A 24,546-nucleotide genomic window follows, 5' to 3' on the forward strand; every position below is an offset into this window, starting at 1 on the left:
TTGCTAGCAGGTTATCAAAATTAAACAACTTTACTTGTTTCTCTCGTCGCTCTGTTTTTAACATTCACTATGGAAAAAAACGGTTTGTTCAGTCAGCGCATCCGCTTGCGCCATTTGCATACATTCGTTGCCGTCGCCCAACAGGGAACTCTGGGGCGCGCGGCTGAAACCCTTAACCTCAGCCAGCCAGCGCTGTCTAAAACGCTGAATGAGCTGGAGCAGCTTACCGGCACGCGACTTTTTGAACGCGGGCGGCTGGGCGCGCAGCTGACGCTGATGGGGGAACAGTTCCTCACGCATGCGGTGAGAGTGCTCGATGCCCTGAACACCGCCGGGCAGTCCCTCACGCGTAAAGAAGGCCAGGAAAACGACATTGTGCGCGTGGGTGCCCTGCCCACCGCCGCGCTCGGTATTCTTCCTGCCGTCATTGGTCAGTTCCATAAAGAGCAGAAAGACATCACCCTCCAGGTTGCCACCATGAGCAACCCGATGCTGCTTGCCGGGTTGAAAACCGGTGAAATCGATCTCGGTATTGGCCGGATGTCCGATCCTGAGCTGATGAGCGGCCTGAACTACGAGCTGCTGTTCCTCGAATCACTAAAACTGGTTGTGCGCCCGAATCATCCGCTGCTACAGGAAACCATGACCTTAAGCCGGGTGATGGAGTGGCCGGTGGTTGCTTCGCCAAAAGGCACGGTTCCGCGCCAGATTGCCGATACGCTGCTGCAAAGCCAGGGCTGTAAAATGCCGGCAGGCTGCATTGAGACGCTGTCGGCTTCGCTCTCACGCCAGCTTACCGTCGACTATGACTACGTGTGGTTTGTGCCATCCGGTGCGGTGAAAGATGATTTGCGCCGCGCCGCGCTGGTTTCGCTGCCGATCCCGGTACCAGGAGCCGGTGAGCCGATCGGGATTATCACCCGTGTGGATCCTCAGCACTCGACCGCGGTACAGACGCTGCTGAGCGCGATTCGAAAATCCATGCCGGGTTGATAAGCTACCGGGCACGCGGCTGCAGAATATATCAGCACCTTAGATTCAGGCGGTGAAAGAGCGGGTACTTAGCTCACTTTGAAGGTGAGTCGCTGTCGAAAAAAAGCATCTACTGTGAACTGAGAATGCCCGGTGCGCTTCGCTTACCGGGCCTACAATCCGCTGAATAATTGGGTTTTGTAGGCCGGATAAGCAAAGCGCCATCCGGCAAAACCGCGACGCAGGGGGCTGCGATCACTCTCAGGGACCCGCAGGTCCCTTTAATTGTCAGAACGTTTCCCAGTTTTCACTTTCAACCGTAGCGGGTTGCAGCGGCTGGCGCAGCGGTGCCGTTGACGTCCTGCGGGCAGCCGGGCTGCTCTGCAAACGAAACGCACCGACGGCCTCGGTGAGACGTGCCGCCTGCTCTTCGAGCGATGCCGCTGCCGCCGAGGCTTCTTCCACCAGCGACGCATTCTGCTGGGTGACGTTATCCATCTCGGTGATCGCCTGGCTCACCTGCGTAATACCCCGGCTCTGTTCATCGGAGGCCGCCGCAATTTCGAGCATAATGTCGGTCACGCGTTTCACCGCGTCAACGATATCGCCCATGGTGCTGCCTGCGGCAACCACTTCGCTGGAGCCGCGATCGATAAGCGTCACCGATTCGCTGATAAGCCCTTCGATCTCTTTTGCCGCCTGGGCGCTACGGCTGGCCAGGGTGCGGACTTCACTCGCCACCACCGCAAAACCGCGCCCCTGCTCACCGGCGCGCGCCGCTTCAACCGCCGCGTTCAGCGCCAGAATATTGGTCTGGAAAGCGATACTGTTAATCACCGCGGTGATTTCAGAGATTTTTTTCGAACTGGCAGAGATGCTGCCCATGGTGCTGACCACCCCTGAGACAATCTGCCCGCCGCGCGTGGCTTTGCCGGAAGCATCTTCCGCAAGCTTGCTGGCGTGATGAGCGTTGTCGGCGTTCTGTTTCACGGTGGCGGTCAACTGCTCCATGCTGGCGGCAGTCTCTTCGATGGCGGCGGCCTGCTGTTCGGTACGGGAAGAGAGATCGGTGTTACCGACGGAGATTTCGCTGGTGCCACGATAAATTTCTTCCGCGCCCTGACGCACGGTACCGACCGTTTGCACCAGAGAGCGCTGCATTTTTTGCAGGTCGCGGCTTAGTTTACCGATTTCACTGCGTCCGGTCGCTTCATCGGCGACGGTCAGATCGCCTGCCGCAATGCGCTCGATGCGCCCTGCCGCACGCACCAGCGGATGGATCACCGTCCGGCGCAGTACGACGAAGGTTAACACCGACAGCACCAGCGCCAGAATAAACGCCCCGCCCATGAAGATGATCCCCAGACGGGTGCGCTGCTGGGCCAGTTCGGTGAGGTGATTAGCGCGCTCGGTGCGGATATTAATCGCCTGCAGCAGCACCTGGTTATAGGCATCGTCCAGCGGGCGAGCCTGCTCGTTCTCGCTGGTAATAATCGCCTCAAACATACCGTTACGGGCATATTTCAGCATCGGCTGCATCCCCGCAATATAGGCCTGGAAGCGCGTGGTCAGTTCGTTGTCGAGCGCTTTTCCGGCGTCGGTTTTTACCCGCCGCTCCATGTACTGATTAAAACCGGCCTGCGACTGGGCAATGCGCTCTTCCGCCTGGGCGATATTGCGTTTCATATCGTCCATTTCGGCGATACGGCTGGCGGCCCCGGCGTGAATAAGGTTGATACGCGCCGAGCGCAGGTGGTTCGAACTATTAGATAACCCCATTCGCACCTGCAACTCTTCGGTGACGTCGCGCTGGTCGCGATCTGCCTGCAGCAGGAAATAGCCCGCCAGGCCAGAGCTCAGCGCGAACAGCAGCATGATGCCGCCGAGGATAGAGGAGAACAGGGGAACCAGGCGAATATGATGCAAAAAACTCAGCTTTTGCGCTGCTGTTGTGTCCATGACCTTCGACTCTCTCTTATCGTTATGCGTACAAACACGCCCGTAAGATTGTCATCGGCCCGCCCGCTGTTTTGCTTACGGCTAAAATCGCTACACAGGTCACACTTCAGCACAATTTATGAATAGCCCGCGCCGGGAACCGGCGCGGGAGAGAGATTACTTCTCGCCGAAGTGGATAACGGTACGAATGGATTTGCCTTCGTGCATCAGGTCGAACGCCTCGTTGATCTGCTCCAGCGGCATACGGTGGGTGATAAACGGATCGAGGCGAATTTTACCCGCCATCGCGTCTTCTACCATGCCCGGCAGCTGGGTGCGCCCTTTCACGCCGCCAAACGCCGAACCACGCCATACGCGACCGGTCACCAGCTGGAACGGACGGGTTTTGATTTCCTGGCCCGCGCCCGCCACGCCGATGATGACGCTCTCGCCCCAGCCTTTGTGGCAGCACTCGAGCGCCGCGCGCATGACGTTGACGTTGCCAATGCACTCAAAGCTGAAGTCGACGCCGCCGTCGGTAAGCTCAACGATCACGTCCTGAATCGGTTTGTCGTAGTCGTTCGGGTTAATGCAGTCGGTGGCGCCCATTTCACGCGCGAGAGTGAATTTTTCCGGATTGGTGTCGACTGCCAGAATGCGTCCGGCCTTCGCCTGCACCGCGCCCTGGATAACCGCCAGACCAATGCCGCCAAGGCCGAACACCGCCACGGTATCGCCCTCTTTAACTTTAGCGGTGTTGTGGACGGCACCAATGCCGGTGGTCACGCCGCAGCCGAGCAGGCAGACTTTGTCCAGCGGCGCCTGCGGGTTCACCTTCGCCAAAGAGATCTCGGCACAAACGGTGTATTCACTGAAGGTGCTGGTGCCCATGTAGTGGTAAATCGGCTCGCCGTTATAAGAGAAACGGGTGGTGCCGTCCGGCATCAGCCCTTTGCCCTGGGTGGCGCGCACGGCCTGGCAGAGGTTGGTTTTGCCCGACTTACAGAACTTACATTCACGACACTCGGCGGTGTACAGCGGAATAACGTGGTCACCCGGCTGCAGGCTGGTGATGCCCTCGCCGACTTCAACCACAATCCCGCCGCCTTCATGGCCGAGCACCGCCGGGAATACCCCCTCCGGATCGTCACCAGACAGGGTGAAGGCATCGGTGTGGCAGACGCCGGTATGGGTAATTTTAATCAGCACTTCGCCTTTTTTCGGCGGCGCCACGTCAATCTCGACAATCTTAAGCGGCTGACCTGGCCCGAACGCAACGGCGGCACGTGATTTCATATTGTCTCTTCCCTTATTGGTGAATTATTTAAGATATGAGCGTAGCAGATGACCCACTTCCGCCATTCTGAGCGCGCGCTGATCCGGCGTGGTGTCCCCGCTGACCAGTTCATCGTTCAGGTGCATTTCAACCATTTCGCCCATCAGGCCGTTGGCGGCCCCGCGAATGGCGGCGATTTGTTGCAGGATAGTCAGGCACGGCTCGCCAGACTCCAGCGCCCTTTCCAGCGCTTCTACCTGGCCGCGTATGCGACGCACGCGCGTAAGGGCGCGTTTTTTGTCTTCCGGGGAATGTGGCATAAACCCTCCTGTATACTATAGGGGGGTATGGTATCTATATTATTCTGTCCTGTAAACGGGGCTCGCCATCTCACCGGAGTTGATCAGGCTCCGGTGAAACATTCACTACCAACCGTTAAGCATGAAAAACGTCCAGCACCTCCTCTGGGATTGGCCTGATACCGCTATTTTCAATCAGCGTGACAATTTCCTGGGCGCAGGTCGCCCGGCCTACCGCTACGGCGTAAAACTGGCGGTTATGGCGGATATGGTCAACTTCGAACGTTTTTGCGGTCTGGCCACGGTGGGAACCCGTCAGTTTCGGGGGGGTGCCTGACAGGGAGAGTATTCTCTGGGGGTAATCCTCAACAATAACCTCGCCGTCCAGTCCATTTCCAATGATGAGGTATTCAGCTTTCACTTTCTTCCTCCTGTTTGATAAAACGCGGACAGGAAGACGGAGTGCAGGTCAGCCTATCTCGCGATAGTGTCGCAACCATCCAGGAAAGTATTCGCGAAAATGTTCCGATAACTGGTGGGTCTATGGTTCAGCGTTACCGGCATGTTCATGCGCTCTTTTCGAGCACGCCAGCTAAGGTAAAGCCTTTCACTGACGATTCGGCTGCAGTTTCACAGTCTGTCTTTGATAACCACTCAAAGACCAGGGTTAAGTATATAGCACCTTTTCATTAGCGCTTGCGAGCATCTTTTTTGCTGGGTGCGACGTAAGCCGCAGGATATACTGCTACGCAACGGAAACTCACAGGAACGAGTCCCATGGCCCTTACCCTCAGCGTGCTGCTGGAAAACCGCCGCGCCCCGGGCGCAGACCCTGCCCTCATCGCCCGCGCCGGGCTGAGCCTGCTGCTGCAGGACGGCGAGACCCGCATCTTGTTTGATACCGGACCGGACGCCAGTTTTCAGCATAATGCGCAACGTATGGGGATTTCACTCGCCAATCTTACCGCCGTTGTGTTGTCGCACGGCCACTACGACCACTGCGGTGGTGTGCCCTGGCTTGCCGACAATACGCGCATCATCTGCCACCCCCAGGTTGGCCGCGAACGCTTCGCCGTCGTCAGGCTGGCTGGCTTTAGCCGAAGAATCAAAACCCTCTCCCGTGCTAACGACTACAGTCGTCATCAGATGGATTACCGCACAGAGCCGCTACACATCAGCGAGCGCTTTATGTGGTCTGGCGAAATCCATGTCGACAATCCCCGCGCCTACGGTGCTCTGGGTGGGGCAGCGGAAGAAATCGACTACGTGATTGACGAAGGGGTGATTATCTATAAGTCCGATCGCGGGCTGGTGATTGTGACCGGCTGCGGGCATCGCGGGATTATCAATATTGTGCGCCACTGCCAGAAGATAACCGGTATCAAGCGCATTCACGCGTTGATTGGCGGATTCCATTTACGCAGCGCCTCACCGCGCACGCTGTTACAGGTTCGCCAGTTTCTAAAGCAGGAAAAGCCGGAGCTGGTGATGGGCTGCCACTGCACCGGCGACTGGGCGCGGCTGTGGTTGCCGAAGATGGTCTCCCCGGCAACGGGCGATGTCATCGTGCTGGAATAATACTAGGAAAGCTTGATGTACGGCAGTTTCGACTGCCCGCTATCAGGTTTGAGCAACTGCCGGGTGGTTGAGACGTAGTTCTCACGCGACGCCAGCAGGGCCGTTTTAAACTGCAACAGCGCTTTATGCTCGTCAGATAGCGGCTTCGCTGTCGTGCTTTTATGTGCCGCCGGATGCGGAGTGCTCATGCTGTGGGCGCTGAAAAAATTCACCGTTTGCTTGAGCACGGAGGGCGTTAGTCTGGCAAAGTGAACTTTACTTTTCGCCTCCGTTTTGACATTGCTCAGAAGCGCCGTAAAGTTCTGATCGCCGCCGGGCGAAAGCGCCTTCCAGCCTGCTGTGCTGCCCGTGGGTTTAGTCGCTGGTTTCGTAGGCTCTGCAATTTTATTAACCACAAAAATCTCCTGATTGGGTTGCATTAATCCCTCAAGTTACGCAGGAATAATACGCCCGGATTTTGTGGTTAATGTGGTAAGCACAACTCGTTTCGTCATGCATATTGCAGGTTAATGACTACCAGCCACAAACCTCTTTGTCTTCTTCGGTGTCATAGCCCCTGACGACGTTAACCAGATCTTTCACCACGTTAGCGGCAATTTCCGGCACCAGCAGGGTCATCGGCGCTTCGGTTTCATAATCGACAGACACGCCGTTACTGTTGTTTGTGACCGTCACGGTATAGGTTGCCTTCGCCATTTTCTTCTCCTTACTTCTTCGCTTTTGCACTCTGCTGCATGCCGGACCCGGCGAGCAGCACTTCAGGTGCAACATAAAAATCGATGTTAAACCAGGTATCGTCGCCAACCAGCTCAAGGTGATGCCATTTCTCCGGTGGGAAGACGGCAAAATGCCCTGCCTCAATGACCATCACTTCTACCGGCTCCGGGCTGTGCTCGTCGGCATAACCTAAATATTTGACCGTGCCTTTCATCACCGACAGGCGCGGGTAGACGCCCGGACGGGTGCCTTTATCGAGGTGACGCTGAAAGAGTCCCGCGGGCGCGGTCTGGTTGTTCCACAAGGGAGTGGAACGGGTGTGAATACAGTCAGGTGGAATGCGTAACATGCTGCTCCCCTTCTCAGAGCGTGAGTCCGTGAGGACTATTACACCACTCTCAGAGAAGGGTGACCACACAAAACGTGCAGTTTAGATGCATGTTATCCTTAGGGGTTAACTCAGGAACGCTTGCGCGGCATCATCCGCAACAGGGTGTTATCTTTCCAGTAATAGTGATGTGCCAGCGCCGCAGCAGCATGAATACCAATGACCCAGTAGCCTAAATTAGCAAGAAAGCCGTGGTACTCCTTCAGGGTATCTGCCAGCTTAAAATTAGCCACCGATGCGCTCGGCATGGTAAGACCAAAGGCAAACCACGGGCTCCCTTTGCTGTACTGCATCACCAGACCGATAATCGGCAGAATGATGAACAGCAGATAGATAACCAGGTGACCAAGGTGCGACATCCCGGTGATCATCGGTTTTGGTTTCGGCACAATTGGCGGCGCCGGGCGCTTCAGGCGAATCAGTAAACGCGCCACCATCAATACCAGAATCGAGATGCCACCGGACACGTGCACCATGTTAAACGCAGGACGGTACTCCCTTGGGAAGAAGCCCCGTATTTCCATCGCCGTATAGGTGACGATAACCAGCAAAAAGACCAGCCAGTGAATACCTATCTGCAATCCCGAATATTTGTCGCGCATCTCAGTTCCCGCTACCAAAAGTGTGATGTGCACAACATAACGACCTTTCCTTAAAAATTCATTAACTTTTCTGTATAGATTTTCAAGTGCTTAATCTGTGTATCGCAATGATAGTTTGCCCCATTCAACAGAGTGCGCTATGCCTGGATAAGTTTATACATCCCGACCTGTTAAATTCTCATCTAAGGAGTATTCCATGAGTAAAATTGGCATAAATGGTTTTGGACGTATTGGCCGCCTGGTGTTGCGCCGTCTTCTCGAAGTCAAAACCCCGGTCGAAGTCGTCGCGATAAACGACCTCACCTCCCCCAAAGTACTGGCCTACCTGCTCAAGCATGACAGCAACTACGGTCCCTTCCCCTGGAGCGTGGACTACACCGAAGACGCGCTGATTGTGAACGGCAAAAAAATCACGGTCTACGCCGAAAAAGACGCGAAAAATATCCCGTGGAAAGCCGCGGGGGCCACGTTAATTGTCGAATGTACCGGGTTCTACACCTCCGCCGAAAAAGCACAGGCGCACCTGGATGCCGGGGCGAAGAAAGTGCTTATCTCTGCCCCTGCGGGCGAGATGAAAACCATCGTTTATAACGTCAACGATGACACGCTCGATGCTAAAGACACCATTATCTCGGTGGCATCCTGCACCACCAACTGCCTGGCACCGATGGCGAAAGTGCTGAACGATGCTTTTGGCATTAAACTTGGCACCATGACCACCATTCACGCCTACACCGGCACCCAGGCGCTGGTCGACGGGCCGCGTGGCAAAGATCTTCGCGCCTCCCGCGCGGCGGCGGAAAACATCATTCCGCATACCACCGGGGCGGCAAAGGCCATCGGTCTGGTTATTCCGGCGCTTAGCGGCAAGCTCAAAGGCCACGCCCAGCGCGTACCGGTGAAAACCGGCTCCGTCACCGAGCTGGTGTCAATTCTGAACAAGAAAGTCACCGTCGATGAAATTCATCAGGCGGTGAAAAAAGCCACCGAGAAGAACGAATCCTTCGGCTATACCGAAGAAGAAATCGTCTCCTCCGACGTTATCGGTTCACACTTCGGTTCAGTGTTTGATGCCACTCAAACCGAAATCACCGAAGCGGGCGATCTGCAGTTAGTGAAAACCGTCTCCTGGTACGACAACGAGTACGGGTTCGTGACCCAGCTGGTTCGGGTACTGGATAAATTCAACAAGCTGTAATACCCGGTCTCGCGGAGGCTAAGCCCTCCGCGATGTCACCGTTGTCGGGAAATGCTGATGAAAATTCAACAGATTCGCAATGCCACATTACGTCTGGATTATGCGGGAAGGCGGTTTCTGATAGATCCGATGTTCGCCGATAAGGCCTCTTCTCCCGGTTTTCCCGGTACTGCCCGCCCCCACCTGCGTAACCCGCTGGTCGCTCTGCCGGTGCCGGTTGCTGAACTTATTGATGTTGATGCCGTTCTTATCACCCATACGCATCCGGATCACTGGGATGATGCCGCCCGAGAGGCGCTCCCCACCGCCATCCCCATTTATACGCAAAACGACAGCGATGCTGCGCTTATACGTTCCCAGGGATTCACCAACGTACAGACGTTGTTGACGGAAAACCGCGTAGCGGGCATCACCATCATCAAAACAACGGGTCAGCACGGCAGCGACGAAGCCTACGCCAACCCGCAGATGGCCGCGTTTCTCGGCGACGCCTGTGGCCTGGTGTTTAAAGATCCTGCAGAAAAAACGCTGTATATCGCTGGCGATACCATCTGGGTGAAACCCTATGAAGAGAGTCTTCGCACCCATCGACCCGATGTCGTGGTGTTAAATGCCGGTCAGGCAATGGTCGACGGCATTGGCGCCATCATCATGGGAAAAGAGGATGTGCTGGGTACGCACCAGGTGTTACCTCATGCGGTGATCATAGCCTCACATATGGAGGCGGTGAATCATTGTATCCTGAGCCGCGACGAGCTGCGGGCCTATGCCGCAGCAGAGCAAATTGAACAGCATGTTCGCGTTCCTGCCGACGGCGAAACCTTGACCTTCTGAATCAGATTTGCCCGCTGAAGAGATCTCCAGCGGGTCACCTTCAAGCCAGCGCCCGGCTTTTCAGCGCGTTCTGTAGCGGCTCGTCGTCACGCAGCGTCTGCCACGCCGCCTCGACTTCCGGTGGAACTTCAACGTGGGCAATGAAGTCTTTGCCGAGCGGTCCGTAGCCTTCTGCGTCGTCGCGCAGGCGCGGCACTTCACCCATCAGCAGCGACAGATAGCGTTCTACCGCCCACAGCCCCGCCTCTTCTCCGTCGAAACGAACGCCGCCTTCGTCGTGGCGTAATACGGGGATAAACCCGGGATAGCTCGTCCATACCGGCGCCTGTTCTGCCTCCTGCCACACGCGGGTAAAGGTGGCCATGGTGCGGCGCTGCATCGTCGGATCCTGCACCACAATGCCGTGGCGACACGCCAGACCGACGTCTTCCATCATCGCCCGGGTGAACCAGGCGTTTTGCCCGCAGTTTGTCGATTTATCCTCAACGAGGATGCGATCCTGAGGAATATTCCAGAACTGATGCGCGATATCCGCGAGGATAGCGGCCTCCGGACGGCCGGTCGTCGCAATGGCGCTATAGCGCGGATGGTGGGCAATGGTGTCGTACAGAAAAGACGTGGAGTGGCCAATACCACCGCTGATGAGCAGAATTTGCTCACCGCCCGCCACCAGCTGGCAGGCAGCATCTATTGTTGGGATCACCGCGTTTCCCGCCAGCACCACCACGTCGCCCTCACCCGGCTGCGGGCGCGGTGCATAGTCGTTTTCGGCAAGCCAGCTACCAAGCACGTTGGCAGCATTGAGCGTGGCGTCGGATAATAGTGCAAAAGGCGTTGGCATCATGTTCTCTTCTCAGTCGTCCCAGCCCACTATCATACCACTGCACCGCCGATTATTGCCCGCACGATGAATTTAAACCTGCCATCGCCAGGCGGGCCACAGTTTGCGAATGCCAAAATGTTCAGGACCGTCGGTAATATCATCGCCACCGTCATTTTGTTGGGCTATCTCCTGCCACGGATAGCGTTCTGCGCGCAGGCGTTGCTGGCAGTCATTATTATTTAATAGTGTCGCGACGGCCTGCTGGCGGATATGAATATCGTATTCGGGATAATGGGTGTCGGTGAAGAAATTCCATGCCTCAAATAGCACATTTTCGTTCTGCAAATACATGATGAATCCGTATCCCTTTTCAATCAGACCGTTCTCGGTACGGTTAAATGACGGTATCTCGATCAAGGTTCCATATTGCCGCTGCATGAGCAGCGTTTTTATTTTCTGGTCCTGTTCGCCAAACCCACCGTATAATATTGTTGATACCACGACGCTTTATATTCTGCAGTGCGGTGGTAAATTCGGCGATCAATGGGTCGTCGTTAATATGCAAATCGCTGATTAACGCAACCGCTTCGCCTTTTGCTGTGTCAATATTATTCGTCAAAGCCGAACATACTTGTGGGGTATTAGAATATGCCGGCACCGCTGATGCTATCGATAACAGTGCAGCAGACTTTATAAAAGTTCTTCTTTTCATAATCTGGCCCGTGGCTAATTGTTAGATGCAACTCAATCCAGACATCAGAATCATCTGAATTTTTTGATTGTAAAACCTTCGCTATCTTTCCACTTCGACGTAACCCCTGTAAATAAAAACAAAACGAAAGAGTTTATTTTACTAACCAGCTCACAAAACAAGATAATGAAAATACTTACACTCTAACGCAGGTGTCCCGCTTCCTTAAAATCGTCTTAATAGGTATTCCCATAAGAAATTCGCACGGATACTCAAACCATTCACTTGATAAATATTTTCTATCAAAGGTAAACTCGCCCGAGCCAAATTCATTCATAAAATCTATCATTCATGCACCTGCCGAAACGTGATCCCTACGCCCCGCACGACTGGGCCCCACACGAAAAACCGGTGCTTTTGGGTTCGCCCTCGACTCCGGAACATACGACACCGAAGCGTATTGCCTACGGCATTGTTGGCCTCCTGGTCTGCCTGACCGGCGCGCTCGGTAACGCGGTAGTAGCCGCTAACCTGCAAAATTTGCAGGGTACGTTTGCCGCCTGGTCGACGGAAATCGCCTGGCTACCGGCGGTTTACGTGATGACCAACATCTCCATCAACCTGCTGCTGGTGAAGTTTCGCCAACAGTACGGGCTGCGCGCCTTCACCGAAGGCTTTCTGGTGCTGTACGTACTGGTGACGTTTTTCCACCTGTTCGTTAACGATCTCAGCAGCGCCATGATGGTGCGTGCCGCGCACGGCATGGTGGCTGCAGCGCTCAGCTCGCTCGGTATTTACTATCAAATTCAGGCCTGGCCCGCGAAGCACCGCTTAAAAGGGCTGACCATCGGAATAACCGGCTCGTCGCTGGCGATCCCCATTGCCCGTCTGTTTTCCACGGAGCTTTTACAACTCGACAATTGGCGCGGGCTCTACTTCTTTGAGCTGGGCCTGGCGCTGGTTTCCCTGGCCTGCGTTATCGCCCTGAAACTGCCGCCAAGCGACCGTAAAAAAGTTTTTGAAAAGAAAGATTTCATCACCTTCTTTCTGCTCGCCCCCGGGATGGCGCTGCTCTGCGCCGTGCTGTCCCTTGGCAAACTCGTCTGGTGGTTTGAAGCGCCGTGGATTGGCTGGTCGCTGGCGGCGGCAACGGTACTGATTATCGCAGCCCTGGTATTTGAACATAATCGCAGCAACCCGCTGCTCAACACCCGCTGGTTGTCGAGCGGCAGTATTGTCCGCCTTGGCCTCATCATGCTGCTTATTCGCATCGCGCTGGCAGAGCAAAACACCGGAATCATCGGCTGGCTGCAGTACGTGGGGCTACAGAATGAGCAGATGACGCGCCTCGCCTGGTCAATCTTTGCCGGTATTGTCTGCGGCATCGTTGCCAGTTGCCTGACGCTGAAGCCGCAAAAACTGGTCCTGCCGATTATTATTTCGCTCACGGCGATGATGGTTGCCTCCCTGCTGGATAGCCAGTCGAGCAGCCTGACACGGCCTGATCAGCTGATGCTAAGCCAGTTTTTAATCGGCTTTGGCAGCACCTACTTCCTTGCGCCAGCCATGATTGTCGGCATCGGCGGCGTGGTTGCCGACCCGCGCAATCTGGTCAGTTTCTCGGTGCTTTTCGGCATGAGCCAGAACATCGGCGGGCTTCTTGGATCGGCCATTCTTGGCACCTTCCAGACCTGGCGGGAGAAGTTTCACTCAAGCGTTATCGCCGACCAGCTCACGACCCTTAATCCACTGGTAAATGAGCGACTCCAGCTCTACAGCCAGATGTACCAGAATCTGATTGGTGACAGCGCGCTGCTCGGCACCCAGGCCGTTACCCAGCTGCAGGCCGCCAGCGCGCTGGAGGCCAATATTCTGGCCTGGAACGATACTTACTTACTGACCGCCGCGGTTTCCGGGGTCGCGCTGCTGTGGCTTCTCTGGCGTTTGTTACGCCTGAAGATCACCGCCTATTTAGCGCTCAAACGCGCAACAGGAAGCAAATAATGATGTTTGACGTTTTATTCATGGAGTGGTTATGAGTCAGCAGGATGCTGCCAAAGCGCAGGCCAACACCCGCAATAATCTGAAGGTCGTGTCGATATTTACCGCCGCGGCTATCGGCCTCGTGGGGGTGCTGGTTATTCTCTACGCGTGGCAACTGCCGCCGTTCACCCGCCACAGCCAGTTTACCGATAACGCCTATGTCCGCGGGCTTACCACCTTCATCAGCCCCCAGGTCAACGGCTATATTACGGCGGTCAACGTCCGTGATTTTGACAACGTCAAACAGGGTGATGTGCTGATTCAGATTGATGATCGTATCTATAAACAGCGTGTTCATCAGGCGCAAGCCCAGCTCGCCATGAAAGTAGCGGCGCTCAATAACAACCAGCAGCAGCGAAAAAGTGCCGAAGCGGTGATTGCCCGCAACGAAGCCGCGCTGCAGAACGCCCGGGCGCAGAGCCAGAAATCACAGGCCGATTTACGCAGGGTGAAAGATCTGACTGCCGATGGTTCGTTGTCGATTCGTGAACGCGACGCGGCGCTCGCCGGGGCCGCACAAAGCAGTGCCGATATCGAGCAGGCCAAAGCGACGCTTGAGGTCTCGCGCCAGGATCTACAGTCAACCATCGTTAACCACGCCGCGCTGCAAGCCGACGTAGAAAACGCCAAAGCAAGCCTGGAGCTGGCGCAGATTGACCTGCAGAACAGTAAAATTATTGCCCCGCGCGACGGCCAGTTGGGGCAGATTGCCGTGCGTCTGGGCGCGTATGTCAGCGCCGGAACGCATCTCACCTCGCTGGTCCCACCGCCGCGCTGGGTGATAGCCAACGTCAAAGAGACGCAGTTGGCGCATATTCGCGTGGGTCAGCCGGTGGTCTTTACCGTCGATGCGCTGAACGATAAAGAATTCCGCGGCGTGGTGGAGCGCATTTCGCCCGCCACCGGCGTCGAATTCAGCGCCATTTCCCCGGATAACGCCACCGGGAACTTTGTGAAGATAGCCCAGCGCATTCCAGTGCGGATAACCATTAACGAAGACGAAAAGCTGGTGAGCCAGCTGCGCCCGGGGATGTCGGTACAGGTGGATATCGACACGCATAAGGAGAAGCCATGAGGCGCCTTACGCTGATTGCGGCGGCTCTGCTGCTTGCAGGATGTCAGTCTGCCGATGTTAAACAGGCGGCACCCACGCTGACCATCCCGGCCCAGTGGCGGGCGGCGGTTGGCCCGTCGAGCGCGGCCGAAGGGTTCTGGTGGCGCAATTTTCACGATAGCCAGTTGAACGGTTATGTTGACCAGGCGTTGCGCTACAACAGCGATGTGCTCATCGCCCGCGAACGGGTAAACGAGTATCAGGCCCGGGTTTACGCCAGCGAAGGCAGCCTGTTCCCTGAAGTGGACGTCGCTCTCAACGCCACCCGCGCCCGGGCGCAGTCGGCCGCCACCGGGCTACCGCTGCACAGTACGCTGTATCGCGGCAATCTGACGGCCAGCTACGACGTTGACCTGTGGGGAGCCAACCGCAGCACCGCGCGCGCCGCCGGAGCCTCGCTGGATGCACAAAAAGCAGCGGCAGCAGCCGCCGACCTCACCGTTGCCACCGCCGTCTCTGCGGGATATGTCACCCTGCTTTCACTCGACGAGCAGCTGCAGGTAACGCGAGATACGCTGAAATCCCGCGAAGAGGCCTACCAGCTTGCTAAACGTCAGTATGAGACCGGCTATACCTCACGCCTGGAGCTAATGCAGGCCGATTCTGAACTGCGCGCCACCCGGGCGCAGGTGCCGCAGATACAGCACCAGATAACCCTGCAGGAGAATGCCCTGAGTATTCTTCTCGGTGAAAATCCGACGACGCTGCGTCGCGGGGAGTTTGCCAGCCTCACGCCGCTGATGCTGCCGTCACAGCTGCCGTCTACCCTGCTTAACCGCCGCCCGGATATTGTGCAGGCCCAGCGCCAGCTGTTGGCCGCTGATAACACCCTCGCCGCCTCGCGGGCACAGCTGCTGCCGTCAATCAATCTCACCGCCACCGGCAGCCTGCAGAAAGACACGCTGTCGGGGCTTATTGATAATCCGCTCAGCCTGTGGAGCGTCGGCGGCAGTATTCTGGCGCCGTTGCTCAACCGCCAGGCGCTGAATGCCCAGGTCGACGTGTCGATGTCGCAGCGTAATCAGGCGCTGTACGGCTATGAGAAAACCGTGCGTAACGCATTCAGAGAGGTTAACGACAGCATCGACGCTATCGCTCGTCTTGGGGAACAGCTGGAGGAACTGCGCGGCCAGGAAGCGGTCGCCCAGGAGACGCTGCGCATTGCCAGCAACCGTTATCGCAACGGTTACTCTTCATATCTTGACGTGCTGGACGCGCAGCGCACGCTGTTTAGCACCCAGCTCAGTGAAGTTCAGGTGAAAAACAGCCTGCTGCTGGCGCAAATCGATCTTTACCGTGCGCTGGGCGGCGGCTGGAGCGCTGTGTAGACCTGCCGGATGCGGCGAGTGCTTTATCCGGCCTACTCTCGCCAGCAGGCCGGATAAGCGCAGCGCATCCAACTACGCCAGCTGTTCCATCGCCTGCAAAATACGCTTATCCGAAATCGGATACGGCGTTCCCAGCTGCTGCGCAAAGTAGCTGACGCGCAGCTCTTCAAGCATCCAGCGGATCTCTTTGACGTCGTCATCGTCACGACGGGCAGGCGGTAGTTTGTTGAACCACTGCTGCCACGCCTGCTGAACGCTGTCGACTTTCAGCATCTGCGCCCGATCGCGGTGCGGATCGATTGCCATTTTCTCCAGCCGACGCTCAATCGCCTGCAGATAACGCAGCGTATCGCCAAGTTTGCGGAATCCGTTGCCGGTGACGAACCCACGGTACACCAGACCGGTCATCTGCGATTTTACGTCAGACAGCCCCAGCGCCATGGTCATATCCACACGCCCTTTCAGGCGTTTGTTGATATTGAACACCGTGGTCAATATCTGCTCGACCTGTTTGGCTATCTCCACCACCGTCTCGTTGAGCCCGGCGCGAACCTTATCGTGCAGCGCGGTAAAACCGCTCTCGCTCCACACCGGGCCACCCGCCTCGTGGATCAGCTTATCCACGCCGCAGGAGATGCAGTCGTCGATGAGATCCAGCACTTTGCCGTACGGGTTGAAGTAAAGTCCAAGCTTAGCTTTGTTCGGCAGTTTTTCGTGCAGATATTTAATCGGCGACGGAATATTGAGCAGCAGCAAACGACGCAGCCCGCGCCACATCGCCTGCTGTTGTTCCTGCGGGTTATCGAAAAGTTTGATAGCCACGCTGTCACGCTCGTCCACCAGCGCGGGCCAGGCCTTCACCTTGTAGTTGCCGCGCTTCTGTTCGTAGCTTTCCGGCAGTTCGCCGAAGCTCCAGATGTGCAGGCCGCTCTGCTCAATACCGTCATCGGCTACCGCCGACAGCGTTTCCTGCACCTTGCCTTTCAGCGCCGCCTTCAGCGCGGCAAGGTCACGCCCTTCCTGCAGTTTTTTGTTTTTGTCGTCGAGTACCCGGAACGTCACTTTCAGGTGATCGGGCACCTGATCCCAGTGCCAGTCTTCACGGTCAACGGTCACGCCGGTCATTCGCCGTAGTTCACGCTCAAGCGATTCCAGCAGCGGTAGCTCCAGTGGCGTAACGCGGCCCAGGAACGCTTCGGCATAGTTCGGTGCCGGAACAAAATTACGTCGCACGGGTTTTGGCAGGGATTTAATCAGTGCAATCACCAGCTCGCGACGCAGCCCCGGGATTTGCCACTCGAAGCCGCCTTCATCAACCTGGTTCAGCAGCGGCAGCGGAATATGCACCGTCACGCCGTCGGCATCGGCACCGGGTTCAAACTGGTAGCTCAGGCGCAGCTTCAGGTTGCCCTGATGCCAGAAGTTCGGGTAATCGAGTTTGCTAACCGACTCCGCCCCTTCTTTGATAAGCATGCTCTTCTCAAAGTTGAGCAGGTCCGGCGTTTCACGGCTGGCCTTTTTCCACCAGTTGTCGAAGTGGCGGGCAGAAATCACATCATGGCTGATGCGCTGGTCGTAGAACTCAAACAGCGATTCATCATCCACCAGAATATCGCGGCGACGGGTTTTATGTTCCAGCTCTTCCACTTCCGCCCGCAGCTTCAGGTTCTCGCGGAAGAAAGCGTGACGCGTCTGCCAGTCGCCCTCTACCAGCGCGTGGCGAATAAACAGCTCGCGGCAGAGCATCGGGTCAATCTGGCTGTAGTTAACCTTACGGGCAGCAACCACCGGCAGGCCGTACACCGTCACCTTCTCGGTCGCCATCACCGCGCCCTGCGCGCGCTCCCAGTGCGGCTCGCTGTACGAGCGTTTCAGCAGGTGCTGAGCCACCGGCTCGACCCATTCCGGATCGATACGGGCCGCGATGCGCCCCCACAGGCGGCTGGTTTCAACAAGTTCTGCCACCATCGTCCACTTCGGCGGTTTTTTGAATAAACCAGAACCCGGGAAGATCGAGAAGCGGGCGTTGCGCGCGCCGGTAAATTCCTGCTTATCGGCATCTTTCATCCCGATGTGCGATAGCAGACCGGTCAGCAACGAAATGTGGATCTCACGATACTCCGCCGGTGTGCTGTTCACCGGAATCCCCAGCTCCTTCACCACCTGGCGCAGCTGGGTGTAGATATCCTGCCACTCGCGCACGCGCAGATAGTTGAGATATTCGGTACGGCATAAGCGGCGGAACTGGTTCGACGACAGCGCTTTCTGCTGCTCGCCGAGGTAGTTCCACAGATTAACGAAAGCGAGGAAATCGGACTCTTTGTCGTGGAAACGACGATGTTTTTCGTCCGAGGCCTGCTGTTTGTCCATCGGACGCTCGCGCGGGTCCTGAATCGACAGCGCCGAGGTAATGATCATCGCCTCACGCACGCAGCCGTGTTTTTGCGCCTCCAGCACCATTCGCGCCAGGCGCGGATCCACCGGCAGTTGCGAAAGCTGACGACCCTGTGCGGTGAGCTTATAGGCCGTTTGCTGCTCGTCGGTGGTAATGGCTCCCAGCTCTTCGAGCAGGCGTACGCCATCCTGGATGTTACGCTTATCCGGCGCCTCCACAAACGGGAAGGCCGCAATATCGCCCAGCCCCAGCGCCGTCATCTGCAGGATGACCGAGGCCAGGTTGGTGCGCAGAATTTCCGGGTCGGTAAACTCCGGGCGCGAGAGGAAATCATCCTCAGAGTAGAGTCGAATACAGATACCTTCCGACACACGTCCGCAGCGGCCTTTACGCTGGTTAGCCGACGCCTGAGATACCGGTTCAATGGGCAGGCGCTGGACTTTAGTGCGGTAGCTGTAGCGGCTGATCCGCGCGGTACCCGGATCGATAACGTACTTGATACCCGGCACGGTCAGCGAGGTTTCAGCCACGTTGGTCGCCAGCACGATACGCCGCCCGCTGTGCGACTGGAACACGCGGTTTTGCTCGCTGTTCGACAGACGCGCGTACAGCGGCAGGATCTCGGTATGGCGCAGGTCACGCTTGCTGAGCGCATCGGCGGTGTCGCGGATTTCACGTTCACCGCTCATGAAGATCAGAATATCACCCGCACTCTCACGACCCAGCTCATCCACGGCATCAAAAATCGCCTGCAGCTGATCGCGCTCGGTATCATCGGCTTCTTCGACAATCGGGCGATAGCGCACTTCAACCGGGAATGTCCGCCCCGAGACCTCGATAATTGGCGCATTATTGAAGTGACGCGAGAAGCGCTCAGGATCGATGGTCGCGGAGGTGATGATGATTTTCAGATCCGGACGCCGTGGCAGCAGCTCACGCAGGTATCCGAGCAGGAAGTCGATGTTGAGACTACGCTCGTGCGCTTCATCAATAATGATGGTGTCGTACTGCATCAGCAGACGGTCCTGCTGGATTTCCGCCAGCAGGATCCCGTCGGTCATCAGCTTGACCATGGTGTTGTCGCTAACGTGGTCGCTAAAGCGAACTTTATACCCCACGCAGCCGCCCGGCTCGGTTTGCAGCTCTTCGGCAATACGGTTGGCAACGGTACGCGCCGCCAGACGACGCGGCTGGGTGTGGCCAATCAGCCCTTTCACCCCGCGTCCCAGCTCCATACAAATCTTCGGCAGCTGGGTAGTTTTCCCGGAGCCGGTTTCCCCGGCCACAATCACCACCTGGTGGTCGCGAATGGCGTTGAGGATGTCCTGTTTCTTCTGGCTGACCGGCAGGTTTTCCGGGTAGGTAATCGCCGGACGCGCGGATTCACGGCGTGCAACCGACGCTGCAGCCTGACTGATTTCATTCGCCATTTCCTGAAGAATGGCCTGCTGAGACTCAGGATTTTTAACTTTCTTCACCCCCTGCAGACGACGCGAGAAGCGCTGTTTGTCGCGCAACATCAGGTTATCAAGCTGCGGGTAGAGTGATGAGAAGGTGATTTTTTGTTGTTCTGTCATAGTGTTAGCGGGCAGCGCACTGCCGGAAAAGTTCGTTCTTACGCAATGGGTATAGAGTACCACATCCACGTTTTCTGTGCCTTGTTCAATAAATTCGAACATAGGATTCGATATATTGCGCTATCCCTGCATCAGGATTGTGAATAAAGTGTCAACAAGCAACAGGGCACGGGCCCGTCAATCTAATATAAGGAATCACCCATGAGCAAAGTATTAGTTCTGAAATCCAGTATTCTGGCAGGGTACTCACAATCTGGTCAGCTTACCGACTATTTTGTTGAACAATGGCGTGAACAGCACTCCGCAGATCAAATCACCGTGCGTGACCTCGCCGCCAACCCGATCCCGGTACTGGATGGTGAACTGGTCGGCGCCCTGCGCCCAGGCGATACTCCGCTGACCCCACGTCAGCAGGAAGCGCTGGCGCTCTCTGATGAGCTCATCGCTGAACTGAAAGCGCATGACGTGATTGTTATCGCCGCACCGATGTACAACTTCAACATCCCGACTCAGCTGAAGAACTACTTCGACCTGGTCGCTCGCGCTGGCGTAACCTTCCGCTACACCGAGAACGGCCCGGAAGGTCTGGTTACCGGTAAACGTGCTGTCGTGCTGTCAAGCCGTGGCGGTATCCACAAAGATACCCCGACCGACATCGTGGCTCCGTACATGAAGCTGTTCCTTGGCTTCATCGGTATCACCGACGTGAACTTCGTGTTTGCTGAAGGCGTGGCTTACGGTCCGGAAGTAGCGACCAAAGCGCAGAACGACGCTAAACTGGCTATCGACGGCTTCGTCGCTGCCTGATGCATTGCCCCTCTCACCGCCCGGTGGGAGGGTTTTCTGTTTTAACGCCCGCGAAACTCACGACGATAGCGTGAAGGGGACGTCGAAAACTGTTTTTGAAAGTGACGTCGTAACGACGTTGTTGACGGTAACCCGACTTCTCCGGCAATCAATTCAATCGGTTGATCGGTTTTTTCAAGAAATCGCTGCGCGAGAATAATGCGCTGATTCAACAGCCAGACCGCAAAACTACTGCCGGTATTCTGCCGAAAGCGGCGGGAAAAGCTGCGCCGACTCATGCCGGCTTTTTCGGCTACCCCATCCAGCGTCAAGGGTAATTGCAGATTTTCACTGGCCCAGGCAAGAGTGCGAGAAAAACTATCCCCCTGGCGGGTATTCTGTACCGGATGCTCTGCGTACTGCGCCTGACCGCCCTGCCGATGCGGCGGCACCACCAGCTGTCGCGCCACGGTAGTGGCAATCTCCGCCCCCCACAATCGGCGTACCACGTGCAGACAGCAATCGATGCTGGCTGCGGTTCCGGCAGAGGTAATCACGTCCCCTTCGTCAATGTACAGCACGTCGTGATCCACGCGTACATTTGGGTAGCGCCGTTGAAAATCCGCAGCCCAGCGCCAGTGGGTGGTGGCCTGTCGGCCAGCCAGCAGCCCGGCGGCGGCGACGACAAAAGCGCCCATGCAAAGCCCCACCACCAGCGCCCCGGCCGTATGCGCCCGCTGCAGCGCCGCCACCAGTTCTGGCTCCGGAATATGCTGTGGGGTATCCCAACTGGGGACGATAACCATGTCCATATCGCCCAGGGCATCAAGACCATTTTCAACGACGATGGCGAATCCGGCGTTGGTATTTAAAGTACCGGGTTGCGTGGCGCAGATAGTCAGCGAACAGAGCGCATCGCCCCCGCTAGTGACGGCTTTTTCAAACACCGCACAGGGAACCGAAAGATGAAAAGGGATGATCCCATCAAAAACCACAATGCCAATTTTCACGCCCATGTGAGCAGCCTCCAGAGTTGTTAAGCCAGTACAGGACAGGACTTCCCTGACGGCTGCGCGGTGTTTAAAGGTTGCAGGTTACGGCTCAACCGGCAGCGCCAGCACCCGCTCGGTGGTGCTAATTTCCGCAAATACATCGGCGACGGCCGTAAGCGCAGCCCGTTGCAGAACACGATGGTCAACCACTCCACCCTGCCAGTCGTTCAGATCCCGGGTTGCCGTCGCATCTTCAGGAATGATGACGCTGTAGCCGAGCGGTACCGCATCTCGCGCGGTCGACGACACGCACATATGAGTCATCAGCCCGGTCACCACCAGCTGATTGATACCGCGTTTTTTTAGCTGCGCATCGAGACTGGTGCCAACAAAGGCGCTGGGCGTAGCCTTTTTCACCGTGATGTCGTTGGCGCCAGGCAACAGGTCTTTGTGAAATTCGGCATATACCGAACCTTCGGCAAACAGCGGGTCGTTTTTCGCACCAACGTGCTGCACGAAAAACACCGGCATGCCCTTCTGATGCGCAAAGTTCACCAGCTTTTTGCTGTTATTCAGCGCCTGCATGCCATCCGGGATCACCATTTTCCCGGTGAAATACTCGTTCTGAATATCAATAACAATCAGCGCCGTTTTCGACGCCGACAGCGACGTCACGGCGGTCGCACCGCTCATTTCACGAATGGTTTTCGTATTCACTGAGGTGTTCTCCTGTGCCAGAGCTTGCTGGGTAATGGCTGACATCATCGTTGCCAGTAACGCATAGCGAAGGGGGTTTTTCATTATCTTTCTCCGTTGAGGTATCAAATGTCGGAGAAATTATTGAGCAATCCACGCGCGGCCAGAAGCCACTCGCAGCACCAAAAGCGGCACTTTCGGGCCAATATTTGTCGCAGAAACGATCAGAAAAAGACGGTGTCAATTTACTTTACGAGCAGGCTCGTAAAATCCGTAGGCTGCGCTGTTGGCGGAATGGGAAAAGCATAGAATCAGCGCGGGTGCTTGAGGCTGTCTGGTCTCAGGCCGCTGGCAGGAGCCAGATAGTGAAAAGCCCCAGGTGATAGTTCTATCAACCCGGGGCTAACACTCCAAACCACAGCAGGTTGGATGTTAGTCTCTTCTTAGCAAGGAGGCAATAACATGCTGACGAAGTACGCCCTCGTGGCAATCATTGTACTGTGTATCGCAGTACTCGGATTCACGTTTCTGGTACGCGAGACGTTATGTGAGTTAAGCGTAAAAGAGCGTGGTATGGAGATTAAGGCTGTTCTCGCTTACGAATCGAGGAAGTAGCTGACGCACGCGGGGAGCAATCCCCGCGTCAGACGGCGAGGTTTGATGCCTGACGCACCCTTTTAGCCCTCTCCGGTGAGAGGGCTAACCAACACGGGCTACTGCGCTGATTTTGGCCGCAGGTCATCACCAAACTCCAGCCGTTTGCGCCCGGCTTCGACTTCGCGCAGTGGTTCAACCTGATGCATCGTCAGTTTGCAGCGTTCAACCAGCACCTGATACTCACGGGTGCCGCGCACTTTCCAGGCGATCTCGCTGTCGCTGAGCGGGCGAATCGCTTTTGCCGGACTGCCGACGATAAGGTGTCTGGCGGGCATCTCCGCTTTCGCTTTTACGAAGGCCGCCGCCCCGACGATGCTGTCTTCGCCAATCACCGCGCCATCCATAATCACCGCGTTCATGCCAACCAGCGCATTGCGGCGGATGATGCAGCCGTGGAGCACGGCGCTATGGCCAATATGTCCGTCCTCTTCCACCACCGTGTCCTGCTCCGGAAAACCGTGCATCACGCAGTTATCCTGAATATTGGCACCATCTTTCACCACAATACGCCCAAAATCGCCGCGCAGACTGGCGTTCGGGCCAACATATACCCCCTTGCCCAGAATCACGTCGCCAATCAGCACCGCGGTAGGATGAACATAGCTCTCTTCAGGTACGACCGGGGTCAGGCCGTCGATTTGATAAACCGGCATACTCACTCCTTATTCAGATGCAGCCCGCCAAAGCGCTGGTAAAACTGGCTTCCCGGCGGCGGCAGTTCGCCCACCGACGTTTCCGCGTTCTCGCTTACCCAGCTCAGCGCTCCTGCTGCCACGCGTTGATAAATGTTAATGCACAGCTGACGCGCGGCCTGTCCGGCCCAGTGCGCAGGCAATAACGCCTCCGGCAGTAAAGGGTCTTTCAGCACCACGCGACGATAAAAGTGAATCAATAGCAGTTGGATCTGAAAACAGCGCGCCGGCGTCAGCTCCTCCGGCCCGGCGTCCCGCAGCAGCGGCAGCAGTGGGCGGAAGGAGTGGATCAGCGATTCGTACATCACGTTCTGCTCGGTCAGCTGCCAGCACTCTTCGACCCTTGAGCGCAGTGCTGCCACCGACATCGCCAGCGGGGAATGAGCCTCAAAGCAGATAACGTTTTCCGCTACTCCGGCCTCATGCAGCAACGCCTGTACGTCCGCCAGCTTTTGCGACGGCGAGGCCATCAGGCTCGGGGCCAGCGTACCAAATCCCTGCCAGATGAGCTGTTTTTTGACATCCGCCAGCGTCGATTTATCCAGCCCTTCCGAAAGCAGCAGCAGCCAGGTACCGTCCCAGGCGGGCTGCTCGGCGCGGTAGATTTTGCCTTCGGCACGGCGGGTCAGACGCAGGCCTTTATCGCTGAGCCGGTAGTAGCTTCGTCGCCCGACGCGGTCAACGTCCAGCCAGCCCTCTTTGTTGAGGCGAAACAGCGCCGTGCGCACAAAACGTTCACCAAAACCCAGCCCTTCCAGCAGCGTTGCCAGGCTCCCGAGCCAGATTTCACCGCCACGATGCGACAGTGCATCACCATACAGAGAAGAAATTAACGATGTACCGCTGATGGGAACGGAGGAAACCGCCTGTTGAATAAAAGCGTCGAGTTTACTCATCTGATTCATTCTTTTATCTTTTTTATCCTGGCTGAATCATAGCACGGATTCTGT

General features: G+C 56.5%; 25 protein-coding genes. 9 read left to right on the forward strand and 16 right to left on the reverse strand.

Translation table 11 applies throughout. The annotated features are described in order from the left end of the window. Positions 1-69 precede the first annotated feature (69 nt). Complete coding sequence (locus GYRE_RS19565) at positions 70-993, forward strand: LysR substrate-binding domain-containing protein (RefSeq protein ID WP_006819855.1); 924 nt, start codon at positions 70-72, stop codon at positions 991-993. A gap of 267 nt (positions 994-1,260) precedes the next feature. Here GYRE_RS19565 and GYRE_RS19570 read toward each other — a convergent pair whose 3' ends face one another. The 4 genes from GYRE_RS19570 to GYRE_RS24015 all read right to left on the reverse strand — a co-directional run bounded on the left by GYRE_RS19570 (position 1,261) and on the right by GYRE_RS24015 (position 4,906). Beyond that, on the reverse strand, positions 1,261-2,931 hold the full coding sequence (locus GYRE_RS19570; protein WP_038257690.1) for a methyl-accepting chemotaxis protein: 1,671 nt from the start codon (positions 2,929-2,931) through the stop codon (positions 1,261-1,263). A 156-nt stretch (positions 2,932-3,087) separates the two neighbouring features. Then, positions 3,088-4,206 (reverse strand): S-(hydroxymethyl)glutathione dehydrogenase/class III alcohol dehydrogenase, encoded by a 1,119-nt coding sequence (locus tag GYRE_RS19575; protein WP_038257691.1) that lies wholly within the window; start codon positions 4,204-4,206, stop codon positions 3,088-3,090. Positions 4,207-4,230: 24 nt separating this feature from the next. Further along, complete coding sequence (locus tag GYRE_RS19580) at positions 4,231-4,506, reverse strand: metal/formaldehyde-sensitive transcriptional repressor (protein WP_038257693.1); 276 nt, start codon at positions 4,504-4,506, stop codon at positions 4,231-4,233. Positions 4,507-4,621: 115 nt separating this feature from the next. Then, positions 4,622-4,906, reverse strand: coding sequence for a hypothetical protein (locus GYRE_RS24015; protein WP_006819850.1), 285 nt, complete (start codon positions 4,904-4,906; stop codon positions 4,622-4,624). Between the two features lie 356 nt (positions 4,907-5,262). Between GYRE_RS24015 and GYRE_RS19590 the strand changes: the two genes are divergently transcribed. Next, complete coding sequence (locus tag GYRE_RS19590; RefSeq protein ID WP_038257696.1) at positions 5,263-6,063, forward strand: MBL fold metallo-hydrolase; 801 nt, start codon at positions 5,263-5,265, stop codon at positions 6,061-6,063. A 2-nt stretch (positions 6,064-6,065) separates the two neighbouring features. Here GYRE_RS19590 and GYRE_RS19595 read toward each other — a convergent pair whose 3' ends face one another. The 4 genes from GYRE_RS19595 to cybB all read right to left on the reverse strand — a co-directional run bounded on the left by GYRE_RS19595 (position 6,066) and on the right by cybB (position 7,770). Continuing rightward, positions 6,066-6,458 carry a hypothetical protein gene (locus tag GYRE_RS19595; protein ID WP_146748681.1) on the reverse strand — a complete coding sequence of 131 codons (393 nt, stop codon included), beginning with the start codon at positions 6,456-6,458 and terminating at the stop codon, positions 6,066-6,068. 118 nt (positions 6,459-6,576) lie between these two features. Next, positions 6,577-6,759, reverse strand: coding sequence for a DUF1869 domain-containing protein (locus tag GYRE_RS19600; RefSeq protein WP_006819847.1), 183 nt, complete (start codon positions 6,757-6,759; stop codon positions 6,577-6,579). A 10-nt stretch (positions 6,760-6,769) separates the two neighbouring features. Next, positions 6,770-7,129 carry a TehB family protein gene (locus GYRE_RS19605; RefSeq protein ID WP_038257698.1) on the reverse strand — a complete coding sequence of 120 codons (360 nt, stop codon included), beginning with the start codon at positions 7,127-7,129 and terminating at the stop codon, positions 6,770-6,772. A gap of 110 nt (positions 7,130-7,239) precedes the next feature. Beyond that, a complete protein-coding gene (cybB, locus tag GYRE_RS19610) occupies positions 7,240-7,770 on the reverse strand; it encodes a cytochrome b561 (protein ID WP_006819845.1) in 531 nt (176 codons plus the stop codon). Between the two features lie 196 nt (positions 7,771-7,966). Here cybB and gap point away from each other — a divergent pair, with 196 nt between their 5' ends. Further along, complete coding sequence (gap, locus tag GYRE_RS19615; RefSeq protein WP_006819844.1) at positions 7,967-8,968, forward strand: type I glyceraldehyde-3-phosphate dehydrogenase; 1,002 nt, start codon at positions 7,967-7,969, stop codon at positions 8,966-8,968. A 57-nt stretch (positions 8,969-9,025) separates the two neighbouring features. Next, positions 9,026-9,802, forward strand: a complete 777-nt coding sequence (locus GYRE_RS19620; protein WP_038257750.1) for an MBL fold metallo-hydrolase — start codon at positions 9,026-9,028, stop codon at positions 9,800-9,802. A gap of 40 nt (positions 9,803-9,842) precedes the next feature. Here GYRE_RS19620 and GYRE_RS19625 read toward each other — a convergent pair whose 3' ends face one another. The 3 genes from GYRE_RS19625 to GYRE_RS25050 all read right to left on the reverse strand — a co-directional run bounded on the left by GYRE_RS19625 (position 9,843) and on the right by GYRE_RS25050 (position 11,337). Then, positions 9,843-10,643, reverse strand: a complete 801-nt coding sequence (locus GYRE_RS19625) for a YdcF family protein (RefSeq protein WP_081874684.1) — start codon at positions 10,641-10,643, stop codon at positions 9,843-9,845. A gap of 72 nt (positions 10,644-10,715) precedes the next feature. Further along, positions 10,716-10,976 carry a hypothetical protein gene (locus GYRE_RS25045; RefSeq protein ID WP_244922349.1) on the reverse strand — a complete coding sequence of 87 codons (261 nt, stop codon included), beginning with the start codon at positions 10,974-10,976 and terminating at the stop codon, positions 10,716-10,718. Positions 10,977-11,019: 43 nt separating this feature from the next. After that, positions 11,020-11,337: a hypothetical protein gene (locus GYRE_RS25050; protein ID WP_245939522.1), complete on the reverse strand. Its 318-nt coding sequence runs from the start codon at positions 11,335-11,337 to the stop codon at positions 11,020-11,022. Between the two features lie 330 nt (positions 11,338-11,667). On the opposite strand from GYRE_RS25050, the gene GYRE_RS19635 reads away from it, so the two are divergent. The 3 genes from GYRE_RS19635 to GYRE_RS19645 are packed head-to-tail and all read left to right on the forward strand — an operon-like array spanning position 11,668 to position 15,801. Then, a complete protein-coding gene (locus GYRE_RS19635) occupies positions 11,668-13,320 on the forward strand; it encodes an MFS transporter (RefSeq protein WP_038257702.1) in 1,653 nt (550 codons plus the stop codon). Between the two features lie 31 nt (positions 13,321-13,351). After that, a complete protein-coding gene (locus GYRE_RS19640) occupies positions 13,352-14,434 on the forward strand; it encodes an HlyD family secretion protein (protein WP_038257704.1) in 1,083 nt (360 codons plus the stop codon). Next, a complete protein-coding gene (locus GYRE_RS19645; protein WP_038257706.1) occupies positions 14,431-15,801 on the forward strand; it encodes an efflux transporter outer membrane subunit in 1,371 nt (456 codons plus the stop codon). The genes GYRE_RS19640 and GYRE_RS19645 overlap by 4 nt, the downstream gene beginning before the upstream one ends. A gap of 72 nt (positions 15,802-15,873) precedes the next feature. Here GYRE_RS19645 and hrpA read toward each other — a convergent pair whose 3' ends face one another. Continuing rightward, positions 15,874-19,773: an ATP-dependent RNA helicase HrpA gene (gene hrpA / locus GYRE_RS19650; RefSeq protein WP_038257753.1), complete on the reverse strand. Its 3,900-nt coding sequence runs from the start codon at positions 19,771-19,773 to the stop codon at positions 15,874-15,876. 201 nt (positions 19,774-19,974) lie between these two features. Here hrpA and azoR point away from each other — a divergent pair, with 201 nt between their 5' ends. Continuing rightward, on the forward strand, positions 19,975-20,580 hold the full coding sequence (azoR, locus tag GYRE_RS19655; protein WP_006819835.1) for an FMN-dependent NADH-azoreductase: 606 nt from the start codon (positions 19,975-19,977) through the stop codon (positions 20,578-20,580). A gap of 41 nt (positions 20,581-20,621) precedes the next feature. On the opposite strand, the gene GYRE_RS19660 is transcribed toward azoR, so the two are convergent. Together GYRE_RS19660 and GYRE_RS19665 are read right to left on the reverse strand one after the other, a co-directional pair. Continuing rightward, positions 20,622-21,575, reverse strand: coding sequence for a GlxA family transcriptional regulator (locus GYRE_RS19660; RefSeq protein WP_051861001.1), 954 nt, complete (start codon positions 21,573-21,575; stop codon positions 20,622-20,624). 78 nt (positions 21,576-21,653) lie between these two features. After that, positions 21,654-22,352, reverse strand: coding sequence for a cysteine hydrolase family protein (locus GYRE_RS19665; RefSeq protein ID WP_038257712.1), 699 nt, complete (start codon positions 22,350-22,352; stop codon positions 21,654-21,656). Between the two features lie 357 nt (positions 22,353-22,709). Between GYRE_RS19665 and GYRE_RS24020 the strand changes: the two genes are divergently transcribed. After that, on the forward strand, positions 22,710-22,862 hold the full coding sequence (locus GYRE_RS24020; protein WP_006819831.1) for a Hok/Gef family protein: 153 nt from the start codon (positions 22,710-22,712) through the stop codon (positions 22,860-22,862). A gap of 98 nt (positions 22,863-22,960) precedes the next feature. On the opposite strand, the gene paaY is transcribed toward GYRE_RS24020, so the two are convergent. Further along, a complete protein-coding gene (gene paaY / locus GYRE_RS19675) occupies positions 22,961-23,557 on the reverse strand; it encodes a phenylacetic acid degradation protein PaaY (protein WP_038257714.1) in 597 nt (198 codons plus the stop codon). 2 nt (positions 23,558-23,559) lie between these two features. Further along, positions 23,560-24,501, reverse strand: a complete 942-nt coding sequence (paaX, locus tag GYRE_RS19680) for a phenylacetic acid degradation operon negative regulatory protein PaaX (protein ID WP_006819829.1) — start codon at positions 24,499-24,501, stop codon at positions 23,560-23,562. Positions 24,502-24,546 lie beyond the last annotated feature (45 nt).

Origin of the sequence: Yokenella regensburgei ATCC 49455 (assembly GCF_000735455.1) — a bacterium.
Lineage (GTDB): Bacteria > Pseudomonadota > Gammaproteobacteria > Enterobacterales > Enterobacteriaceae > Yokenella > Yokenella regensburgei.